Here is a 19,769-nt window from a genome sequence, read left to right as displayed (position 1 = left end):
CCGGCCGGCGCGTGGAGCGTGCACGGCCCAGGGGCGCTTGGTAACGTGCCCTTGCACAGTGGGCAGAACGGCTCCGGGCACTCGCCGGCGGGTACGCCTCGAGGGCAGGATGCACGGTGAACCACCTCGTCAGCTCCCGCGGCAACGACGGGGGCCATCACCGCCCGAGCGGAATCCGAGCGCCATGGATCAAGGACAACGGCTCATACGCAACGATACGGAAATCGGCCACGCCAGCGCCGTCGCCGCCAGCGAGCGCCGTTTCCGCAGTCTGGTGGCCGCCACCTCGGATTTCGTCTGGCGCTGCGCCCCGGACGGCCGGCTGCTCGAGATCAGCGCCGCCTGGCTCGAGCTGGCCGGGCTCTCGGCGGAGGCGGCGCGGGGCTGGGGCTGGCTGCCGGCCCTGCACGAGGCCGACCGCCAGCCCTACCTCGACGCCTGGCTCGAGCACATCGCCACCGGGCGGCCCTTCACCCAGACCTACCGCCTGCTCTGTGCCGGGGGCGATGTCCGCTGGTTCCAGGACCGCGCGGTGCCGGTGCACGACGACACCGGCACCATCGTCGAGTGGATAGGCGCCGGACAGGACGTCACCGGGCGCAAGCTCGCGACCATGGAGCTGGAGCGTCAACGCGAGCAGTACCGCACGCTGGTGGAGTGCACGTCGGCCATCCTCTGGGAAGGGGATCCGGAGACCTTCCAGTTCACCTTCGTCAGCCAGGAGGCGGAGACCCTGCTCGGCTACCCAACGGCGCGCTGGTGCCAGGAGCGGGATTTCTGGGTCCGCCACATCCACCCGGAGGACCGGGACTGGGCGCCGGACTACTGCGCCCGCACCACCGCGGAGGGTCGCAGCCACACCTTCGACTACCGCATGCTCGCCGCCGACGGCAGCGTGGTCTGGCTGCGCGACGTGGTCAGCGTGATCACCGAGGGCGGGCGGCCGGTCAAGATGGTGGGGGTGATGGTCGACATCACCGCCAGCAAGCGCACCGAGATCGCCCTGCGCGAGAGCGAGGCCCGCCTGCGCGCGATCAGCAGCAATCTCCCGGGCGGGCTCTCGCGCCGCGTGATGGAGGCGGACGGGCGGGTGCACTTCACCTACCTCAGCGACGGCTATGCCGAGGTATTCGGCGTGGACGTCGAGCGGGCCCGGCGCGATCCCAAGGCGCTGTACGAGATCATGCTGCCGGAGGACCGCCCGCGCTACGACGCGGCCCTGCGCCACTCCGCAGCGCATCGCGAGCCGCTCGACGTGCAGTTCCGGATCCGCCGACCGGACGGGGCACTGCGCTGGGTGCGGGCGTTGGGTACGCCCCGGCCCGGCGACAACGGCGCCACGGTCTGGGACGGCCTCGCCATCGACGACACCCACCGCCGCGAGGCCGAGGACGCGCTGCGGGAGAGCCAGGCGCTGCTCGAGATTGCCGGCCGCACCGCGCGCCTGGGTGGATGGCTCGCGGACGTTGCCACCGGCACCGTCAGCTGGTCGGACGAAGTCTGCGCGATTTTCGATCTGCCCGCCGGCAGTCACCCCACCGTTGCGCAGAGCATGACCTTCTTCCGGGGCACCGAGTCCGAGCGCGTGCGCACGCTCTTCCATCGCTGTGTGCGCGACGGGCGGCCCTACGACGAGGAATTCGAAATCCTCACCGCCCGGGGGCGCAAGGCCTGGGTGCGGGTGATCGGCGAGCCGGTGCACGACACCGAGGGCCGGGTGACCCATGTGCGCGGTGCGTGCCAGGACATCACCGAGCAGCGGCGCGCCCGCGAGGCGGTGCAGTTCCTCGCCCACTACGATCCCCTCACCCGCCTGCCCAACCGCCGGCTGCTCCACGAACGCCTGCAGCTCGCCCTGGCGGGGCGGGGCCCGGGGGCGCGGCATGCCGCGGTGCTGTTCCTCGACCTCGATCACTTCAAGACCGTCAACGACACCCTTGGCCACCAGGTCGGCGACCGGATGCTGCAGGAGGTGGCCCGACGGCTGGCGGCAAGCGTGCGCGAGACCGACACCGTCGCCCGCTTCGGTGGCGACGAGTTCGCCATCATCCTGAGCGGCCTGGACACCGATCCGGAAGAGGCCCTGCGCGAGGCGGAGGCCATCGGCGAGGGTATCCGCGCCACCCTGGCGCGGCCCTATCATCTGGAAGGCCACGAGCGTCACAGCTCGGTGAGCCTCGGCATCACCCTGCTGGACGAGGACTGCGCCGGGGCCGACGACCTCATGCAGCGGGCGGACGTGGCCATGTACCAGGCCAAGGCCGCCGGGCGCGGACGCCTGCGGCTGTTCGACCCGGGCATGCGCGCCGCCCTGCACAACCGGGTACGGGAGGAGTCCGCCCTGCGCGAGGCCCTGGCCGAGGCCAGGATCACCGTCCACTACCAGGCCCAGTTCGACGCCGAGGGCCGCGTTACCGGCGCCGAGGCCCTGGCCCGCTGGCACGACCCGGCCCGTGGCTGGATCCCGCCGGCGGAGTTCATCCCGCTGGCCGAGGACTGCGGCCTGATCGGCGCTCTCGGCGCCAGCATCCTGGAGCAGGCCTGCGAGGCCCTGGCGCGCTGGCAGCGCCAGGGACATGGTCGGCTCACGCTGGCGGTCAACGTCAGCGCCCGCCAGTTCCACGAGGTCGCCTTCGTCGATACCGTGCGCGACATCCTCCACCGCACGGGCGCCTCGCCGTGGCGGCTGCGCCTCGAGCTCACCGAGAGCCTGCTGCTGGCCGACGTCGAGGACACCAGCGAGAAGATGCACGCGCTGCGGGCGCTGGGCCTGCGCTTCGCCCTGGACGACTTCGGCACCGGCTACTCCTCGCTCGCCTACCTCCGCCGGCTGCCCTTCGATCAGCTGAAGATCCATCAGGGCTTCGTCCAGGCGGCACAGCAGGATCCCAACGACGACGCCATCGTGCGTACCGTGATCGCCCTGGCCAACACTCTCGGCCTGGAACCGCTGGCGGAGGGCGTGGAGACCGAGGCCCAGCGCGAGATGCTCGCCGCCTACGGCTGCACCGCGTGCCAGGGCTATCTGCTGGGGCGGCCGGCACCGGAGGCCGAGTTCGTGGCACGGCTTGACGCCGAGGCCGCGCATCCAACGGAATAGAGGACCATTTCCCGATGACACTCGAGCAGAGCGACCTCTTCCCACGCCTGCGCGCGGCGGCAGGCGAGGACTGGACGCGCTACACGGATCATGAATTCGTTCGCGCCCTGACGCGGGGCGACCTCGCGGAGGCGAGCTTCCGCCACTATCTGCAGCAGGACTACGTCTTCCTCAAGCATTTCGCCCGGGCCTGGGCGCTGGCCGCCTTCAAGGCGGACAACCTGGCCGACATGCGCGCTGCCACCGAGGTGCTGGACGGCCTGCTGAACCACGAGATGGCGCTGCACGTGGACCTCTGCCGGCGCTGGGGCATCGAGGCCGAGGCGCTGGAGCGCACCCCCGAGGCACGGGCCAACATGGCCTACACCCGCTACGTCATCGAGCGCGGCCTGGCCGGCGACCTGCTGGAGCTGCTGGTCGCCCTCGCCCCCTGCGTCATCGGTTACGCGGAAATCGGCGCCGCGCGGCATGCCGAGGCCGGCGCCGCCCTCGCCGATCATCCCTACCGGGAATGGCTGGAGACCTATGCCGGCGACGAGTTCCAGGGCCTCGCCGGAAGCGTCGCCGCGCAGATGGACCGGCTGGCCGAACGGCACATGGCACCGACCCGCTTTCCCGAGCTCGCCGCCACCTTCACCGCCGCGACGCGGCTGGAGATCGGCTTCTGGGACATGGGCCTGCAGCAGACGCTGTGACCCGCCTTCCCCTCCCATCCACCGCCCGCAGGCGGCGCCACCCCTGCGGTGCCGCGCCCGCCCTGATGCGGCTGCCACTAGCCCGCATATCTCACCGATTCACGGCTGCGGGCTAGCCGCTTGGGCCGGGCCGAGGGAGGGTGGCCCACTGGAGGTGCACGCCACGCCACGGATCGTGCCTGCGCAGGCCGACACGGCCCTCGTGGCGCGACGGCTGGTGCCGCTGGAAGGGCTGCCCGAGGGCGGCCTGGTTACGGATTGACGCGGTCTGCGGAGGTGGCCGCCGCGTCGAACGCGGCGAGGGCGGCGTCGAAGGCCTGCTGTCGCCGCGGCTCGGGCGGCGGTACCAGCTGCTGCCAGCGATTGATCAGCCGCGCCCGCGCGGCCTCGGCGCCGGGGAGCTGGCGATCGGCCAGTGCCTCCAGCTCGCGGATGATGCGATGCGCCTCGGCATCCGCCCCCCTGGCGGCCTCGCCGGCGGCTTCCAGCGCCGCCAGACGCTCCCGGGCGATGCGCACGACCCGCCGATCCACATCGCGGCCGGCGCAGGCCAGCCGCCGCAGGGCCGCCGCGTCGGCCAGCTGCCGGGCCGCCTGCCGGCGCAGCCGGGCGCGCGGGTCATGCCGTGCCGCCTCCTCGAGCACGGCCGCATCCTCGATGCGGGCCAGGGCAGCCGCGCGCAAGGCCTCCTCGCGGCCGCTGCGAGCCACGTGCGCAAGGATCTGCAGGTCGCCGCAGCGAGCGAGCTCGGCCTCGCGTTCGGCCAGGGGCTGGGCACCGCCACCGGCCAGGAGCTGCCGGTAGCGGGCACGCGCGGACTCCCGCACCAGCGCGTCCGCGTCCTGCTCGGCGCAGGCCCGCAGCCGGGCGAGATCCTCCAGCCGCTTGACGGCCGCCGCCCGCACCCCGGGGTCCGGATCCTCCGCCAGCAGCCGGCCAAGCGCCTCCCGGGCGTCCCCCTTCGCATCGAGGCGGGCGACGGCGGCGCGCCGGGCCGCAGGGTCACGGTCACTCAGGCGCGGGCGTCGCAGGCGGGGCAGGCGCATGGGACGACTCCGGTGATATGAGTGACAACGTGGCGCATTCTCGCCCGCGCCGGCGCTCGCCGCCAAGCGTCCATCCCTTGTGTCGGGACGGCCTCGGGCGCACGTTACCAATCGTTTCGGAAGTATCGTCAGGTCCCGTTGGTTGCTGGCAGGCCATGCGCCGGGCCATCTGCCATGCGCACGGCGACCCACCGCCCATCCCCGAACACCACCGGAGGTCCGGTCATGCCCGCAGCCCCTGTCCACCGCCATGTCGTGACCGGCGCCGGCCGCGGCATCGGCTTCGCCATCGCCCGCCATCAGCTGGCCCTTGGCCACCGGGTGGTGCTCGTCGACCGGGACGCGGATGCCTTGGGCGAGGCGCTGAGAGCCCTCCCGGCGGGGGCGCGGGCCGCGGGCCGGTGCCTGGACGTGGGCGATGAGACTGCCGTCGACGCGCTTTTCACGGAGCTGGCCGGGGACGGCCTGGGCCTCGCGGGCCTGGTCAATAACGCGGGCATCGCCGATCCCCACAGCGGGCCGCCCGAGGCCCTCGCCCTCGCGGACTGGGAGCGCTGGCTGCGCAGCAATCTCACCGGTGCCTTTCTCTGCGCCCGCGGCGCCATCCCGCTGTTGCGCGAGCAGCGCGGTGCCATGGTCAACGTGGCCTCCACCCGGGCCCTGCAGTCGGAGCCGGAGTGCGAGGCCTACGCGGCCAGCAAGGGCGGCCTGCTGGCGCTGACCCACGCCCTTGCGGTGAGCCTGGGCCCGGCAGTGCGCGTAAACGCCGTCAGCCCCGGCTGGATCGACACCCGCCACTCTCCCGCCGGTCCGCCGCCAGCGCCGCTGGACCCGGAAGACCACGCCCTCCACCCCACCGGCCGCGTCGGCCGACCCGAGGACGTAGCCGAGGCGGTCGCCTGGCTGCTGGACAGCGAGCGCAGCGGCTTTTTGACCGGGGAGAATGTGGTGCTGGACGGGGGGATGACGCGCCTGATGCGCTACTGAACGGCGCCGAAGCGCCGTTCAGTAGCGCATCAGGCGCGAGTTCAAGGTTCAAAGTCCTCAGTTCAAAGACTCCCTCCGCACGGCCCGGAAAACTCCCCCGGGCCGCCAGAACCGCGGCACTCGGACGTGACCCCGGGATCTTTGAACTTCGAACTTTGAACCTTGAAGTCATCGGCCTTACAGGCCGATGGAGAACATGCTCTCGAGATCGTGCCGGCTCTGGGCGCGGAAGGCGATGAGGGTCTCGGTCTCCTCGATGCCGTCCAGCGCCTGCAGGCGCTCGGTGACGAGCTCGGCCAGGGCCTCGTTGCTGGCCACGCGGATGATGACCACGAGATCGTAGCGCCCGCCGACGGAGTAGACCTCGGAGACGCCATCGAGCCCGGCCAGGGTCTCGGCGACGTCGTTGACCCGCCCGCGGGCGGCGTTGAGCAGGACGATTGCAGTAACCATCGGATGCCTCTCGGATCGTGACACGTCCGCCGCGGACGTGCCGGTAGGATGCCCCGGGGATTGTAGCCCGCATATCTCACCGATTCGCGTAGCGAGGTCGTCGAGATGGCGGGCTAAAGTCCTGATGCCGAATCGAGTAGCCGGGGCGGTCACCCGCCCCGGCTCTCACACCACCGTACGTACGGGGCCGTATACGGCGGTTCACGCAGCGCTCGCAAGTCGACGGTGCTCGCCGAGGAAGCTCACGAGACCCTGACGGTGCAGCCAGCGCGCGGGGATGGCCACGTGCATGTGGGCCGCCCCCGCGTTCCACCACGGGCCACGCCCGTTGGTGGCGGAGCGATACGCTCGCAGGCGCTCGACACCGTGCTGCATCAGCCGCCGGGCGCGGGTGCGCCAGCGCTTCCACTGCCGCCACAGCAGGCAGCGCAGGCGGCGCCGGAGCCACTGGTCCAGCGCCTCGAACGCCGCCTTGACTTCGGCGAAGCGGAAGTAGGCCACCCAGCCCCGGATGAGCGGCTGCAGCGCCGCCAGCACCCGCTGCAGGTGGCGGCCCCGCCCGCGGCGCAGCGCGGCCCGCAGGCGGGCCTTGAGCCGCTGCACCGAGCTGGGGGCCACCCGCAGCCGCGGCTCACGGTGCGCGGTCATGCTGTAGCCGAGCAGCGTGCGCTTCCACGGGCGGTCCACCGCACTCTTCTCACGGTTGACCACCAGGCGCAGCCGCCGCCACAGGAACCGCTCCAGCGATGCCAGCACGCGCGCACCCGCTTCGGGCGAGCGCACGTAGACGCTGACGTCATCGGCGTAACGCACGAAGCGGTGGCCGCGCCGCTCCAGCTCCCGGTCGAGCTCGTCCAGCAGGACGTTCGAGAGCAGGGGCGAGAGCGGCCCGCCCTGCGGCGTCCCCGCCGCCCGCGGCGAGACCACGCCACCGGCCATCACCCCGGCCTGCAGGTAGCGCCGGATCAGGCGCAGCACCCGCCGGTCCTCGATCCGACGCGCTAACCGGGCCATCAGCACGTCATGATTGACCCGGTCGAAGAACTGCGCCAGATCGAGGTCCACGACCCAGCGCTGCCCCGCCGCCACGTGCCCGCGGGCACGCTCGACGGCCTGATGGGCACTGCGCCCCGGGCGAAAGCCGTAGCTCTCACCCGAGAACGTCGGGTCGAGGATCGGGGTGAGCACCTGCACCAGCGCCTGCTGGATCAGCCGGTCGACCACGGTCGGGATGCCCAGTGCCCGGGAGCCACCCCCGGGCTTGGGGATCTTCACCTCCCGTACCGGCGAGGGACGGTACGTCCCCTCCAGCAGCCGCTCGCGGATCGACGACCAGTGCGCCTGGCAGTAGGCCCACAGCTCATCGACGGTCACTCCGTCGATGCCGGGGGCCCCCCGGTTGCGCACCACCCGCCGGTAGGCCGCCATCAGGTTCTCGCGACACAGCGCCGCCTCCAGCAGCGCCGTCGACTCGGACCCGGCTCGTCTCGAGCGCGCCGCAGCCGCTTGGCGTCCATCACCCGTACCTCCGACGGTTCCGCCGTCAGCCCTCCGGGGATGCGGCAACCTCTCAGCCGCCTCGCCTACGCCTGCTTCGGCCATCGAGCACTCCAGTGCCGGATCGGCTCCACGCGTTCGGCCCTTCGCCGCCCTGTGCCGGCGACTACTATGGCCTCGGCTGACTTCTGCCAGGCCTTCCCGGCACCTCGCGGCGCCGGTAGCTCACAGCAGCCCGACAGACCTCCCGGGGTAAGGCGCGTGACCTTCACTCCACACCCGCCGCATCTACGTATCGCCGCTCCGGGGTGACATCGGGTTCGCAGATCGTTGCCTGCTCGCCCGCGACGACACGCCTCCTATGCGGTTCCTGTTCGTCGGGTCGGAGATTCGCCTGAGGCTTCCTTCAGACAGCACCTCACGATGATGCCCTTGCCGTTCGGCTCGCGGTTCCCGTCACCAGGGCCCGCAGGGGACTTCCACCCCCAGGCCACTTCCCGGCTCGCTTTCGCTCACCGGTTATCCAGCGCCGGTCACGGCGCCGGCGCGCCGTGCCCGGCGCACAACGAGAACGCCCCGCACGGGGCGGGGCGTCGTTTCGGCGCTAGCGGGCGGCCTCGATCAGAGCTCGCCGGTCACCCAGTAGTCGACATGCTCCGGGTTCTCCTCGATGAAGGCCTCCACGGCCTCCTCGTAGGAGGTCTCACGTGCCTGGAACATGTAGTCCTGCAGGGTGTTGATCGGCAGATGCATGCGCGACAGGAAGGCCGCGATCTCCGGGTGATCCGCGTGGAACTGCTGACGCGCGATGGCGTGCACGCGCTCCGGGCCACCCAGGGCGCCCTCGGGATCCTCCAGATAGCGCAGATCGTAGGCGCCGAACTTCCAGTGCGGGCTCCAGCCGGTGACCACGATCCACTCCTCACGGTTGATGGCGCGGTCCAGGGCTGCGGTCATGCCAGCGCCGCTGGAGGTCTGCAGGGTGTAGTCATCCAGACCGTAGGTCTCGATCGCCTCTTCCGAGAGCTGGGTCAGGCCGGCACCCGGGTCGATACCGGTAATGGTGCCGTCGAACCGGTCCGCCATGCCCTGGAGGTCGGCGATGGAGCTGACCTCGTCCTCCGGGATGTAGTCCGGCACCACCCAGCCGAGCTTGGCGCCGTAATAGAGAACACCGAGGTTGGCGACGTCGCTGGCGATCTCCTCGTAGTACCCCTCATGGGTCGCCGGCAGCCAGGACATCAGCATGGCGTCCAGATCACCGGTGGCCACACCCTGGTACTGCGGCGCGATGTCGGTCTGGGTGAGGTTCACCTCGGTGTCCATCCGGGTCTCGATGATACGGGCCGCGAGCTTGGTCACGAACTCCGCATCGGACCACGCAGTCCAGCCCAGCTCGACCGTGTCGTTCTGCGCCTGGGCGCCCGTGGCCAGACCGAGGCCGAGCGCACCTGCGAGTAGCGTGCGGGAAGTCTTACCGAACATATCGGTTCTCCTCTGCTGCTTCGAGCGGACCCGCTCCTGCGAGCCCGGGTTCTTTTCGAGAGAATTCGCCCGCCGCCGATGTCACTTGCGCTTCGTGCCGAAGCTCTGTGTAAGGCGGTCGAGCAGGATGGCCAGGAAAACCACACCCAGGCCACCCTCGAAACCGAGCCCGACGTCCAGCCGCTGGATGCCCGTGAGCACCGTGTTGCCGAGCCCGCCGGCGCCGATCATCGACGCGATCACGACCATGGAAAGCGCCAGCATGATGGTCTGGTTGATGCCCGCCATGATCGATGGCATCGCCAGCGGAATCTGCACCTTGTACAGCAGTTGGCGATCAGTGCAGCCGAATGCAAGGCCTGCCTCGACGTTCTCCTTGCCCACCTGGCGGATACCGAGGTTGGTCAGGCGCACCGCCGGCGGCATTGCGAAAATCACCGTCGCGATGGTGCCCGGCACCTTGCCGAGGCCGAAGAAGATCGCCGCCGGGATCAGATAGACGAACGGCGGCATGGTCTGCATGAAGTCCAGGATCGGCCGCACCACCGCCGCCACGCGATCGCTTCGCGCCATGGCAATGCCCAGCGGGATCCCGGCGACCAGCGCGATGACGCTCGAGCCGAGCACCAGCGCCAGCGTCTGCATGGTTTCCTGCCAGAGCCCCATGCCGGCCACCAGCAGAATGGCCGCAGCGCCGAACGCGCCGAAACGCCAGCCGCCGCGCCACCAGGCCAGCGCGATGATCAGCGGGCCGAGGATCCAGTCCGGCAGGAACAGCAGCAAGCTCTCCAGCCCCTCGGCGACGAAGCCGACGCCGGCGGCGAAGCCGTCCAGCGGGGCGGCGAGATTGTTGCGGATCCACTCGACACCCGCCTCGACCCAGTCGCCGATCGGGATATCGAGCCAGTCACGGAAGTCGGTTGCCATTACTGCTCTCCTGAACGGTCCAGCGCCTTCAGCACGGTGGTCTTGGAGATCGTGCCGAGGTAGTGGCCGTCACCGTCGACCACCGGAAGCGGATACGGGGTGTTGGCCGAGCGCGAGACCACGTCGTTGAGGGGCGTGTCGGCGGTGACGGGCTCGAGCCCGTCGACGAACGCCTTGCTGTAGGTCGGCTCGCCACCGTCCTTCAGCTGCCTGCCGAGGGTCTCCGCCGTGACCAGGCCGAGGTAGCGATGATCCCGGTCGAGCACCACGGCGATATCCCGGCCATTGGCCTGCAGGCGCTCCACGGCGGAGCGCACGCTGACGCCGGGGCGCTCGAACACCGTGACCTGGCGCTTGTCGGCGATGTCGCTCGCGGTGAAGACCTGCGTCACGTCCACCCCGTAGAAGAACGAGCGGACGTAGTCGTTGGCCGGCTTGCTGACGATCTCCTCCGGCGTGCCCACCTGCACCACCTCGCCGCCCTGCATGATGGCGATGCGATCGCCGATGCGCATCGCCTCGTCGAGGTCATGGGAGATGAAGACGATGGTACGGCGATGCTCACGCTGCAGGGCGACCAGCTCGTCCTGCATCTCCGTGCGGATCAGCGGATCCAGCGCGGAAAACGCCTCGTCCATCAGCATGATGGACGGGTCCGCGGCCAGCGCCCGGGCGAGGCCGACGCGCTGCTGCATGCCCCCGGAGAGCTCGTCAGGATAGCTGTTGGCGTTGGCCTTGAGCCCGACCTGCTCCAGGGCGCGCATGGCGCGTTCCTCGCGCTTTTCGCGTTCGACACCGGCGACCTCGAGGCCAAAGGCGGCATTCTGCAGCACGGTGCGGTGCGGCATCAGCGCGAAGGACTGGAACACCATGCTCATCTCGTTGCGGCGCAGGTCGATGAGCTCCTTCTGCGACATGGCAGTGACGTCGCGCTCGTCGATGAGGACGCGCCCGGCGGTGGGCTCGATCAGCCGGTTGAGCATGCGCACCATCGTGGACTTGCCCGAGCCGGAGAGCCCCATGATCACGAAGATCTCGCCCTCCCGGATGCCGAAGCTCGCGGCCTTCACGCCGACGGTGTTGCCCGTGCGCTCGAAGATGGTGTCCTTGTCGAGACCCTGCTCGGTCAGGCGCATGCCCTCTTCCGGATCGGGCCCGAAGACCTTGTAGAGATTGTCGACGACGATTTTGTCGGTCATTCGCTGTGATCTGTCGTTGGAGGATACTGGTTGCGAGGCCAGGCCCGACGCGGCATGGCGAGCCTCGTTGCGGCGCACCGCAGCGTCAGCGGCGGCCTGAGCGCAGTTCGGCTGGATGGGGTCGTGGTCAGACCGAGGTCTGACGGTCGGGCATGCTTCAATAGATATTGTCTATCGTCGGCCCCGCCTTTTTTCAGGTTAGGAAACCCCGGCACCAATGACAACCCCGCGTCGGCGTCGCTCTCCCCGGTCGCCGGGGCGCGAACGGGTGGACCTGTGCCGTATCATCGCCGCCATGCCGGGCGCATGCCCGCCGACCACCGCGATGCCGGATCCATTGATGCTGCCGACCACTGCTCTCGCCGACACCAGCGGCCTGCCGCTGGTGGTGACCTGCCCGCGCAATCTCGAGGATCTGCTGGCCGCAGAGCTCGCGGCCCTCGGCGCCGGGGGCGCGCGGGCGGCCAGTGCCGGGGCCGTGTGTCGTGCCGACCTCGCGCTCGCCTACCGGCTCTGTCTCTGGTCACGCCTCGGCAGCCGTGTCCTCTGGCCGCTGGCCTCGATCCCGGCGCCCGACGGCGAAACCCTGCGCGCAGCCGCGACAGAGATCCCCTGGGAGCAGCATCTCCCGGATGGCGCGGCATTCGCCTTCCACGTCGCCGGCCACTCCGCCGAGCTGCGGGACAGCCGCCACACCGCGCGCCTGCTCAAGGATGCCGTGCTCGATCGCGCCCGCGCTGGCGCCACCAAACTGCCCCGACCCGCCCCGGGCGAGCCCGGTCTGCAGATCCATGCCCGCCTGCACCGCGGCACGATCAACCTCGCCATCGACCTCGCCGGGGAGAGCCTGCATCGCCGCGGCTACCGCGCCGCCGCCGGGCGGGCGCCGCTCAAGGAGAACCTGGCCGCCGGCCTGCTGGTTCGGGCCCGTTGGCCGGAGATAGCCGAAGCTGGCGGCGAGTTCCTCGACCCTTTCTGTGGTTCCGGGACCCTTGTGATCGAGGCGGCGTTGATGGCGGCGGACATCGCCCCCGGCCTCCTGCGTGGCCGCTTCGGTTTCGAGCATTGGCGGGGTCACGACCCGGCGCTCTGGAACGAGGCGCGCAACGACGCGCTCGCCCGGCGTGAGGCCGGCCTGGTCCGGGCCTTGCCCCGGCTGCGGGGCTACGATGCCGATCCGGCGGTGCTGGAGGAGGCCCGGCGCAACGCCGTCCGCGCCGGTGTCGACGGGCTCGTCACCCTTGGCGTGCGGCCGCTGGCCGAGCAGCCACGGGCGCCGCGGGTGGACAGCACCGGACTGCTGGCCACCAATCCGCCGTACGGCGAACGCCTCGGCGCAGCCGAGCCGGTGGAAGACCTCTACATGGCCCTGGGGGACTGGATGCGCACCGCCCTGCCCGGCTGGCGGGCGGCGGTTCTCACCGGCGAGCCGCGCCTGCTGGCAGCCCTCGGCCTCAGCGCCGAGCGCACGCATCCGCTCTTCAACGGGGCCCTGCCCTGCAGGCTCGGTCTGTATCGGCTGTACGGCAACGCCCAAGGCACGCCCCCGCATACCGCAACCGCCGCCCCGGAGGCTCTGGTCAACCGGCTGCGCAAGAACCAGCGCCATCTGCGGCGCTGGCTGCGCCGGGAAGGCATCACCGCCTGGCGGCTCTACGACGCGGAGCTGCCGGAATACAATCTGGCCGTCGACGTCTACGCCACGGACTCGGGGACCCTGGCCCACGTACAGGAGTACCAGGCGCCGGAGCAGATTGCGCCGCGCCAGGCGCGGGAACGGCGAGAGGCCGCCGTGGCCGCGGTGCGCGAGGTGCTCGAGCTGCCTGCTGAACAGGTCATCCTGAAGGTCCGGCGACGCCGTCGCGGTACCGGCTACCGCAGCGCCGGGGCAGAGCCCGTCGGCGGTGTTGTCGAGGAGCATGGCTGCCGGCTGCGGGTGGAGCTCGCCGGACAGCTGGACACGGGGCTATTCCTTGACCATCGCCCCCTGCGCCGGCGGCTCCAGGCCGAGGCGGCCGGCCGGCGTTTCCTCAACCTGTTCGCCTACACCGGCAGTGCCACGGTACACGCCGCGGTGGGCGGCGCCCGCGACACCACCAGCGTCGACCTGTCACGGCGCTATCTGGACTGGGCGGCGGAGAATCTCACCCTTAACGGCTTCGCGCCGGGCGAGGGGCATGCGCTGGTCCGGGCCGACTGTCTGCAATGGCTGCAGCGGGCGCCAGCGGCGGCCTGGGAGCTCATCCTGCTGGACCCGCCCACCCGCTCGGCGGGCCACGGCCGGCCCACGGAGCTGGACATCCAGCGCGACCATGTGACGCTGGTGCGGGCGGCGATGCGCTGCCTGGCGCCGGACGGCACGCTCTATTTCTCCTGTAATTACCGGCGGTTCCGGCTTGACCGGCAGGCGCTGGCGGACCTGGCGGTGACGCCCCTGACCGGCGCCGCCAGCCTCGATCCCGACTTCCGCCGGGATGCCAGGCTGCACCACCTGTTCGCAATCACGCACCCGTCGCGGGGCGGCGCAGGCCGAGCACCACGTCCATGACGTTGGTACCGGTCCCACCGGTGCGAATCAGATCACCGCTCGCCGCCAGAAAGCTGCCGGCATCCGCGGCGGCCAGGGCGGCCTCCGCGGCGTGGCCGCCCGCCTCGCCACGGGCGACGGTGCCGCCGTCCACGAGGGCGCCGGCGTCGCCGCCGGGACCGTCCGCACCGTCCGTGCCCGCCGCCAGCAGCCAGACGTCCTCGCAGCCCGCGATGGCGGTGGCGGCGCCCAGGGCCAGGGCCTGCATGCGGCCGCCCCGTCCGGGGTTCTCCGGCAGCACCACGGTCGGCTCGCCGCCCCACAGGTGCAGCCCGGGCTCGCCGCGGCGCAGGGTCTCGCCGATCGCGCGACCGCCGGCAACCGCGTCCCCCTCCAGGAAGCGACGATGGCGGTGCACCGCAACCCCCTTGCGCTCGGCGGCTGCGGCCGCGGCGTCCAGGGCGTCACGGTTGCTTGCCACCAGCTCTGCCTCGAGGCCGGCAAACGCGGGGTCGCCCGGTGCCGGCGCCGGCTCCGCCGGCGGGCAGAGGGCAGCGAGGTCCGCGGGCAGATCCTCGGGCCGGGACGGCGTCGTGTCCGGGAAGAACAGGCCGGAGCCGATCACGGTGGGATCGTCGCCGTGCACGTCGGAGATCAGCAGCACGCGGGCCGGACGGCCGGCGAGCAGCCGGCCGAGGCGCCCGCCCTTGATCCGGGAGACGGCCTTGCGGATACGGTTCATGGCGTGGATGTCGCGGCCGCTGGCCAGCAGGGCCTCGTTCAGCGCGGCCAGTGCCTCGATGCCCACGCCGTCGGGGAGACGTTCCACCAGGCTCGAGGCGCCGCCGGAGACGAGGCACAGGTAGCGTGCGTCCGGCGGCGAGCCGGCGAGCTCCTGCACCAGCGCCTCGCCAGCGGCGAGGCTGCGCTCGTCCGGCACGGGATGCGCCGACTCGAGCTGGCGCAGGGGCGCGAGCCCCGGCAGCTCCGGGTCGGCATAGCCCTCGCGGGTCACCACCACCCCGCCCACGATGGCGTCGCCGAGCACGTCCACTGCGCCGCGCGCCATGGCGGCGGCCGCCTTGCCGACCGCGACCAGGCGCACCGGCCCCGGGTCCGGCGGCCGGCGCCGCAGCGCCCGGGCCACGGCGGCGCGACCCTCTACGGCTCCCAGCGCCGCCCGGTAGCAGTCGAGCAGCAGCTCACGCTCGGCATCGCTCATGCGCCCTCCCCTGCCGCGGCCAGCGCACCGGCGAGATCGCGGCGGATATCCTCGAAGTCCTCCAGGCCTACGGAAATCCGCAGCAGGCCCTCGGTGATCCCGGCGGCGGCACGCTGCTCCGGCGGATTGCGGCCGTGCGTGGTGGTGGCCGGATGGGTGATGGTGGTGCGCACGTCACCCAGATTGGCGGTGATCGACATCAGCCGGGTGCCGTCCACCACCCGCCAGGCCGCCTCCCGGCCGCCGGCCACCTCAAAGGAGACGATGCCGCCGAAGCCACTCTGCTGGCGCGCGGCGAGCGCGTGCTGGGGATGGTCGGGCAGCCCCGGGTAGTGCACGCGGCGCACGCCGGGCTGGTGCTGCAGCCACTCGGCGAGGCGCTGCGCGTTCTCGCCGTGGCCGCGCATGCGCAGCGCCAGGGTTTCCAGCCCCTTCAGGAACACCCACGCGTTGAAAGGGCTCATGGTGGGTCCGGCGCTGCGCAGGAAGCCGAACACCTTCTCCGCGACACGCTCGTGGTCGCCCACCACGGCGCCACCGACGCAACGCCCCTGGCCATCGAGATACTTGGTGGCCGAATGGATAATCAGATCCGCGCCGAGCTCGAGGGGGCGCTGCAGCGCAGGTGTGCAGAAACAGTTGTCGACCACCAGCATGGCGCCGTGATCGTGGGCGAGCGCCGCCAGGCGCTCGATGTCCGCCACCTCGGTGAGCGGATTGGAGGGCGTCTCCAGGAACAGCATGCGCGTGTTCGGCCGGATGGCATCGGCCCAGGCCTCATAGTCGGTGAGCGGGACGAAGCTGGTCTCCAGGCCGAACCGGCTCAGGTGGTTGCTGAACAGCGAGGCGGTGGTGCCGAACACGCCGTAGGAGCAGACCACGTGCTCGCCGCCGTTGAGCAAAGCCATGCAGGTGGCAAGGATGGCGGACATGCCCGACGCGGTACCAATGCAGGCGTCGCCGCCCTCCATTGCCGCCAGCCGGTTCTGGAACGCGCGCACGGTGGGATTGGTAAATCGCGAGTAGATGTTCCCCGGCACCTCGCCGCCGAAACGGGCGGCCGCCTCCGCGGCATTGGCGAAGGTGAAGCTCGAGGTGGGGAAGATCGCCTCGGAATGCTCCTGTTCCGGCGTTCGCTCCCAGCCCGCGCGCAGGCCAAGTGTGGCCGGCCCCCAGTCGGGGTGATCATGCTCGGACATCGGACTACGGACCTCGCTGTCGTCTACCGGGCGGACGGCGGCAGCGGGCGGCCCAGGGGGAGGTGCACGCTTCGCTTTAGCCGTACTTCTATCGCGCCCGCAAGCTGAACATCAAATCGGCGCTGCCGGGTTGCCCCCCGGCGGGATCGTCACAACGACGCTAGGCCAGCGCCGGGCGCCTGTCAATCGCCGCCGGACCGGTCAGGGGCTTGCCTGCACCTGGGCAAGATCACCCGCGTCGCCCATGCCGCCTTCCCGGGCCTGGCGCACCTCGTCCGCACGCTGCGCCTCCAGCGCCAGCAGATAGTCGGCGGTGATGTCGCCGGTGATGTATTCGCCGTCGAAACAGGAGCAGTCGAAGCCCTGGATGGCGTCGTTGCCCTCGCGGACCGCGGTCACCAGATCCTCGAGGTCCTGGTAGATCATGCCGTCGGCGCCGATAACCCGGCGGATGCCCTCCACATCGCGGCCGTGGGCCAGCAGCTCCCGGGCGGCGGGCATGTCGATGCCGTAGACGTTCGGGTAGCGCACCGGCGGCGCCGCGGAAGCGAAATAGACCTTGTTCGCGCCGGTCTCGCGGGCCATCTGGATGATCTGCTGGGAGGTCGTGCCGCGCACGATGGAGTCGTCCACCAGCAGGACGTTCTTGTTGCGGAACTCGAGCTCGATGGGGTTCAGCTTCTGGCGCACGGATCTCTGCCGTACCGCCTGCCCGGGCATGATGAACGTGCGCCCGATGTAGCGGTTCTTGATGAAGCCCTCGCGGTAGGTGACGTTCAGGTCGTTGGCGAGGTCCAGGGCGCTGGTGCGGCTGGTGTCGGGGATGGGGATGACCACGTCGATGTCGTGGTCCGCCCACTCGCGCTGGATCTTGCGGGCGAGCATCCGCCCCATCCGCAGGCGCGACTTGTAGACCGAGACGTCGTCCAGCATGGAATCCGGGCGCGCCAGGTAGACGTACTCGAAGATGCAGGGCGCAAGCCGCGGGGAGTCCGCGCACTGCTGCGTGTGCAGCCGCCCGTGCAGGTCGATGAACACCGCTTCGCCGGGGGCGACATCGCGCACCAGATCGAAGCCGAGGACGTCCAGCGCCACGCTCTCGGAGGCGATCATGTACTCGGTGCCGGTGCCGGTGTCGCGGCGGCCAAAGCACAGCGGCCGGATGCCGTTGGGGTCGCGAAAGCCGAGCACGCCGTAGCCGTTGATCATGGCGACGGCGGCATAGCCGCCGCGGCAGCGGCGGTGGATGCCCGCCACGGCGCCGAAGATGTCGCTCTCGTTCACGCGCAGCTTGCGCAGCTCGCCGAGCTCGTGGGCGAAGACGTTGAGCAGGATCTCGGAGTCGGAGCTGGTGTTGATGTGGCGCAGATCCTCCAGGTAGAGGTCGCGCTTGATGGCGTCGGCGTTGGTGAGGTTGCCGTTGTGAGCCAGGCTGATGCCGTAGGGCGAGTTCACGTAGAACGGCTGCGCCTCGGCGGAGCTCGCGCAGCCCGCCGTCGGGTAGCGCACGTGGCCGATGCCGACATTCCCGCGCAGCTGCAGCATGTCCCGCGCGCTGAAGACGTCCCGCACCAGGCCGTTGTCCTTGCGCAGGTAGAGCCGGCCCTGATCGTAGGTCATGATCCCGGCCGCGTCCTGGCCCCGGTGCTGGAGCACCGTCAGCCCGTCGTACAGGGCCTGGTTCACCGGCCCCTGCCCGACCATGCCAATGACACCGCACATCGCGCTCAGCCCTCGTTGGTGCTCGAATCACCGCCCTCGGCGGCGGCCACCTGCCCGCAGAAATCCCGCCAGTAGTCCGGTGCCGGCGTGCCTTCCGCCGGCTCGCTCGCCAGCGGCTGGTAGACCCGCAGGCCGTCCAGCCAGTCGCCCACGCCTGCGCGGCAGACCCAGGGCTGCAGCTGCCCGGCGAGCAGCGACTCCTGCCACCAGCGCTCGCCGGGCAGCGCGGTCAGCCCCGCCGCCAGCACCAGCAGCGCCACGATGGCAAGACCCCGCAGGCCGCCGAACACAACGCCCAGGGCCCGGTCGGTACCGCTCAGCCCGGTCCGCCCCACCAGCTGCCCGGCCAGGTAGTTGAGCAGCGCGCCGAGCAGGAGAGTGACGATGAACAGCCCCGCAAAGGCCGCCACCAGGCGGATGGTCGGCGAGCCCACGTAGGGCTCGAGAAAACCGGCCAGCGTGTCGCTGTAGCGCAGGGCGAGCCAGAAGGCGGCCACCCAGACCAGAATGGAGACCACCTCACGGACAAAGCCGCGGACCAGACTGATCAGCACAGAGGCAGCGATGATGCCGAGAAAGATGAAATCGAGCCAGTTCATGCGGGTCGGGGGCCTGCCCTCGCCGTGTGCGCCCCGCGGCGGCGCGGAGGCGAAGTATACAGGGGCGGCACCGCGTCTGACCACGGCGCGCTGTTGAAGCCTGGCACTCTTATTCAGGCTGAATACTTGCCATGATCCCGCCGGGCCGCGGACATGGCCGCAGCACGTGAACCCGCGGCGCTGGAGCCGCTGCAGCAGCCGTGCCGGGCGCGAGGCGGGGCAGCAGCGCCCGGGACACGCTGTGAATACGTCCCTGTAAGCTCGTAGGCGAGGTCCGTCTCGCCTACGGTCCCGGTCGCTGCTGCCCCGCCTCGCACTGCCTGTTCCGGTGGCGCCTTCCGCGCCAGTTGCGGCGGCATAGGGGCGCGTTAGGCCGTTGCCTAACGCGCAATGATCAGCCCCGGCAGCTCGTGGCTTTCCGCCAGACGTTGCGCCAGCGCCTCGGCCTCGTCGCGGGCCGGCACCGGGCCCACCCGGACCCGGTGCACCGTGCGCCCGTCCACCTCGGCCTCGTCCACCCAGGTCTCGAAGCCGTCCTCGCGCAGGCGGTCGCGCAGGCGGATGGCATTGTCGCGGCTGCCGAAGCCGCCGACTTGCACAGCGAAGCCACCCTCCGCCGCCGCGCCATCGTCTCCATCCGCGGACGGCTCGTCGGTGGGCGCCGGGTCGTCGGCCTCCGGGGCCGTCGCCGCGCTGTCCCCGCCCTCGGTGGTGGCCGGTCCCACGGCGGGGGCATCCTCCGGTGCCGGGCGTGGCATGTCGGCCAGGGACTCCCCCGGGGGCGGCTCCTCGAGCAGATCGGCCTCGGGCAGGGCCGGCGCCGCGATGGGCTCCGGCGCCTCGGGCACGTCCAGCGGCACGTCCACCCGCGTCCGCTCCACCGGCCCCGAGAGCAGCATGGGCAGGAAGATCACGGCCAGCGCCACCAGCACCACCGCGCCGACGAGGCGTTGTTTCAGGCGTTGCTGCACGCAGGTGGCTCCTCGATAGCGCGCTGCTGCGCGCCGTTTCCGGTTTCGCGTTCAATGTTGAAGGTTCACCCGCCGCAACCACGCTGCATCCAGGCAGCGACCGCCACGGCCCCTACCACCTCAACTTTAAACTTGAAACT

15 protein-coding genes are annotated in these 19,769 nt (G+C 71.0%); 4 read left to right on the top strand and 11 right to left on the bottom strand.

From position 1 onward, the window contains the following. The first annotated feature begins 184 nt into the window (after positions 1-184). Entirely contained in the window at positions 185-3,100 is a 2,916-nt protein-coding gene (locus LMH63_RS05000) for a sensor domain-containing protein (RefSeq protein WP_158280306.1), read from the top strand. Positions 3,101-3,114: 14 nt separating this feature from the next. Next, complete coding sequence (tenA, locus tag LMH63_RS04995) at positions 3,115-3,795, top strand: thiaminase II (protein WP_109676856.1); 681 nt, start codon at positions 3,115-3,117, stop codon at positions 3,793-3,795. Positions 3,796-4,046: 251 nt separating this feature from the next. Here the strand turns inward: tenA and LMH63_RS04990 are convergent, their stop codons facing one another. Next, a complete protein-coding gene (locus tag LMH63_RS04990; protein ID WP_146205173.1) occupies positions 4,047-4,841 on the bottom strand; it encodes a hypothetical protein in 795 nt (264 codons plus the stop codon). Between the two features lie 225 nt (positions 4,842-5,066). Between LMH63_RS04990 and LMH63_RS04985 the strand changes: the two genes are divergently transcribed. Beyond that, on the top strand, positions 5,067-5,828 hold the full coding sequence (locus LMH63_RS04985; RefSeq protein ID WP_109676860.1) for an SDR family oxidoreductase: 762 nt from the start codon (positions 5,067-5,069) through the stop codon (positions 5,826-5,828). A 177-nt stretch (positions 5,829-6,005) separates the two neighbouring features. Here the strand turns inward: LMH63_RS04985 and LMH63_RS04980 are convergent, their stop codons facing one another. The 5 genes from LMH63_RS04980 to proV form a co-directional block, all read right to left on the bottom strand. Beyond that, a complete protein-coding gene (locus tag LMH63_RS04980) occupies positions 6,006-6,281 on the bottom strand; it encodes an Lrp/AsnC family transcriptional regulator (RefSeq protein WP_109676862.1) in 276 nt (91 codons plus the stop codon). A gap of 201 nt (positions 6,282-6,482) precedes the next feature. Beyond that, a complete protein-coding gene (gene ltrA, locus LMH63_RS04975; RefSeq protein WP_229332588.1) occupies positions 6,483-7,709 on the bottom strand; it encodes a group II intron reverse transcriptase/maturase in 1,227 nt (408 codons plus the stop codon). A gap of 690 nt (positions 7,710-8,399) precedes the next feature. After that, positions 8,400-9,263: a glycine betaine ABC transporter substrate-binding protein gene (locus LMH63_RS04970; RefSeq protein ID WP_109680189.1), complete on the bottom strand. Its 864-nt coding sequence runs from the start codon at positions 9,261-9,263 to the stop codon at positions 8,400-8,402. An 81-nt stretch (positions 9,264-9,344) separates the two neighbouring features. Continuing rightward, entirely contained in the window at positions 9,345-10,190 is an 846-nt protein-coding gene (locus tag LMH63_RS04965; protein WP_109680188.1) for an ABC transporter permease, read from the bottom strand. After that, positions 10,190-11,389: a glycine betaine/L-proline ABC transporter ATP-binding protein ProV gene (proV, locus tag LMH63_RS04960; protein WP_109680187.1), complete on the bottom strand. Its 1,200-nt coding sequence runs from the start codon at positions 11,387-11,389 to the stop codon at positions 10,190-10,192. The genes LMH63_RS04965 and proV overlap by 1 nt, the downstream gene beginning before the upstream one ends. 340 nt (positions 11,390-11,729) lie before the next feature. Between proV and rlmKL the strand changes: the two genes are divergently transcribed. Then, the gene (gene rlmKL, locus LMH63_RS04955; protein WP_109680186.1) at positions 11,730-13,937 is read left to right on the top strand and encodes a bifunctional 23S rRNA (guanine(2069)-N(7))-methyltransferase RlmK/23S rRNA (guanine(2445)-N(2))-methyltransferase RlmL; all 2,208 of its coding nucleotides are present in this window, start codon (positions 11,730-11,732) and stop codon (positions 13,935-13,937) included. Here the strand turns inward: rlmKL and LMH63_RS04950 are convergent. The 5 genes from LMH63_RS04950 to LMH63_RS04930 all read right to left on the bottom strand — a co-directional run bounded on the left by LMH63_RS04950 (position 13,891) and on the right by LMH63_RS04930 (position 19,629). Next, positions 13,891-15,138 carry a DUF4147 domain-containing protein gene (locus LMH63_RS04950; RefSeq protein WP_109680185.1) on the bottom strand — a complete coding sequence of 416 codons (1,248 nt, stop codon included), beginning with the start codon at positions 15,136-15,138 and terminating at the stop codon, positions 13,891-13,893. The two genes, rlmKL and LMH63_RS04950, sit on opposite strands and share 47 nt — an antisense overlap. Next, positions 15,135-16,337 (bottom strand): O-succinylhomoserine sulfhydrylase, encoded by a 1,203-nt coding sequence (locus tag LMH63_RS04945; RefSeq protein WP_109680184.1) that lies wholly within the window; start codon positions 16,335-16,337, stop codon positions 15,135-15,137. Before LMH63_RS04945 ends, LMH63_RS04950 begins: the two co-directional genes overlap by 4 nt. A gap of 201 nt (positions 16,338-16,538) precedes the next feature. Further along, positions 16,539-18,059 carry an amidophosphoribosyltransferase gene (gene purF / locus LMH63_RS04940; RefSeq protein ID WP_109680183.1) on the bottom strand — a complete coding sequence of 507 codons (1,521 nt, stop codon included), beginning with the start codon at positions 18,057-18,059 and terminating at the stop codon, positions 16,539-16,541. A 5-nt stretch (positions 18,060-18,064) separates the two neighbouring features. Beyond that, the gene (locus tag LMH63_RS04935) at positions 18,065-18,658 is read right to left on the bottom strand and encodes a CvpA family protein (protein ID WP_109680182.1); all 594 of its coding nucleotides are present in this window, start codon (positions 18,656-18,658) and stop codon (positions 18,065-18,067) included. A gap of 380 nt (positions 18,659-19,038) precedes the next feature. Next, positions 19,039-19,629: an SPOR domain-containing protein gene (locus LMH63_RS04930; RefSeq protein ID WP_229332732.1), complete on the bottom strand. Its 591-nt coding sequence runs from the start codon at positions 19,627-19,629 to the stop codon at positions 19,039-19,041. Positions 19,630-19,769 lie beyond the last annotated feature (140 nt).

It is taken from the genome of Spiribacter halobius (assembly GCF_020883455.1).
In the GTDB taxonomy this organism is placed as follows: Bacteria; Pseudomonadota; Gammaproteobacteria; order Nitrococcales; family Nitrococcaceae; genus Sediminicurvatus; species Sediminicurvatus halobius.
Note: the sequence above shows the minus strand (reverse complement) of the source record. Positions and strands in the feature narration are given on the sequence as shown.

What these genes read in the sequence shown, in the direction of transcription:
- LMH63_RS05000 (WP_158280306.1), top strand. Translation starts at nt 185, where the DNA reads ATGGATCAAGGACAACGGCTCATACGCAACGATACGGAAATCGGCCAC.
- tenA (WP_109676856.1), top strand. Translation starts at nt 3,115, where the DNA reads ATGACACTCGAGCAGAGCGACCTCTTCCCACGCCTGCGCGCGGCGGCA.
- LMH63_RS04990 (WP_146205173.1), bottom strand. Translation starts at nt 4,841, where the DNA reads ATGCGCCTGCCCCGCCTGCGACGCCCGCGCCTGAGTGACCGTGACCCT.
- LMH63_RS04985 (WP_109676860.1), top strand. Translation starts at nt 5,067, where the DNA reads ATGCCCGCAGCCCCTGTCCACCGCCATGTCGTGACCGGCGCCGGCCGC.
- LMH63_RS04980 (WP_109676862.1), bottom strand. Translation starts at nt 6,281, where the DNA reads ATGGTTACTGCAATCGTCCTGCTCAACGCCGCCCGCGGGCGGGTCAAC.
- ltrA (WP_229332588.1), bottom strand. Translation starts at nt 7,709, where the DNA reads ATGGCGGCCTACCGGCGGGTGGTGCGCAACCGGGGGGCCCCCGGCATC.
- LMH63_RS04970 (WP_109680189.1), bottom strand. Translation starts at nt 9,263, where the DNA reads ATGTTCGGTAAGACTTCCCGCACGCTACTCGCAGGTGCGCTCGGCCTC.
- LMH63_RS04965 (WP_109680188.1), bottom strand. Translation starts at nt 10,190, where the DNA reads ATGGCAACCGACTTCCGTGACTGGCTCGATATCCCGATCGGCGACTGG.
- proV (WP_109680187.1), bottom strand. Translation starts at nt 11,389, where the DNA reads ATGACCGACAAAATCGTCGTCGACAATCTCTACAAGGTCTTCGGGCCC.
- rlmKL (WP_109680186.1), top strand. Translation starts at nt 11,730, where the DNA reads ATGCTGCCGACCACTGCTCTCGCCGACACCAGCGGCCTGCCGCTGGTG.
- LMH63_RS04950 (WP_109680185.1), bottom strand. Translation starts at nt 15,138, where the DNA reads ATGAGCGATGCCGAGCGTGAGCTGCTGCTCGACTGCTACCGGGCGGCG.
- LMH63_RS04945 (WP_109680184.1), bottom strand. Translation starts at nt 16,337, where the DNA reads ATGTCCGAGCATGATCACCCCGACTGGGGGCCGGCCACACTTGGCCTG.
- purF (WP_109680183.1), bottom strand. Translation starts at nt 18,059, where the DNA reads ATGTGCGGTGTCATTGGCATGGTCGGGCAGGGGCCGGTGAACCAGGCC.
- LMH63_RS04935 (WP_109680182.1), bottom strand. Translation starts at nt 18,658, where the DNA reads ATGAACTGGCTCGATTTCATCTTTCTCGGCATCATCGCTGCCTCTGTG.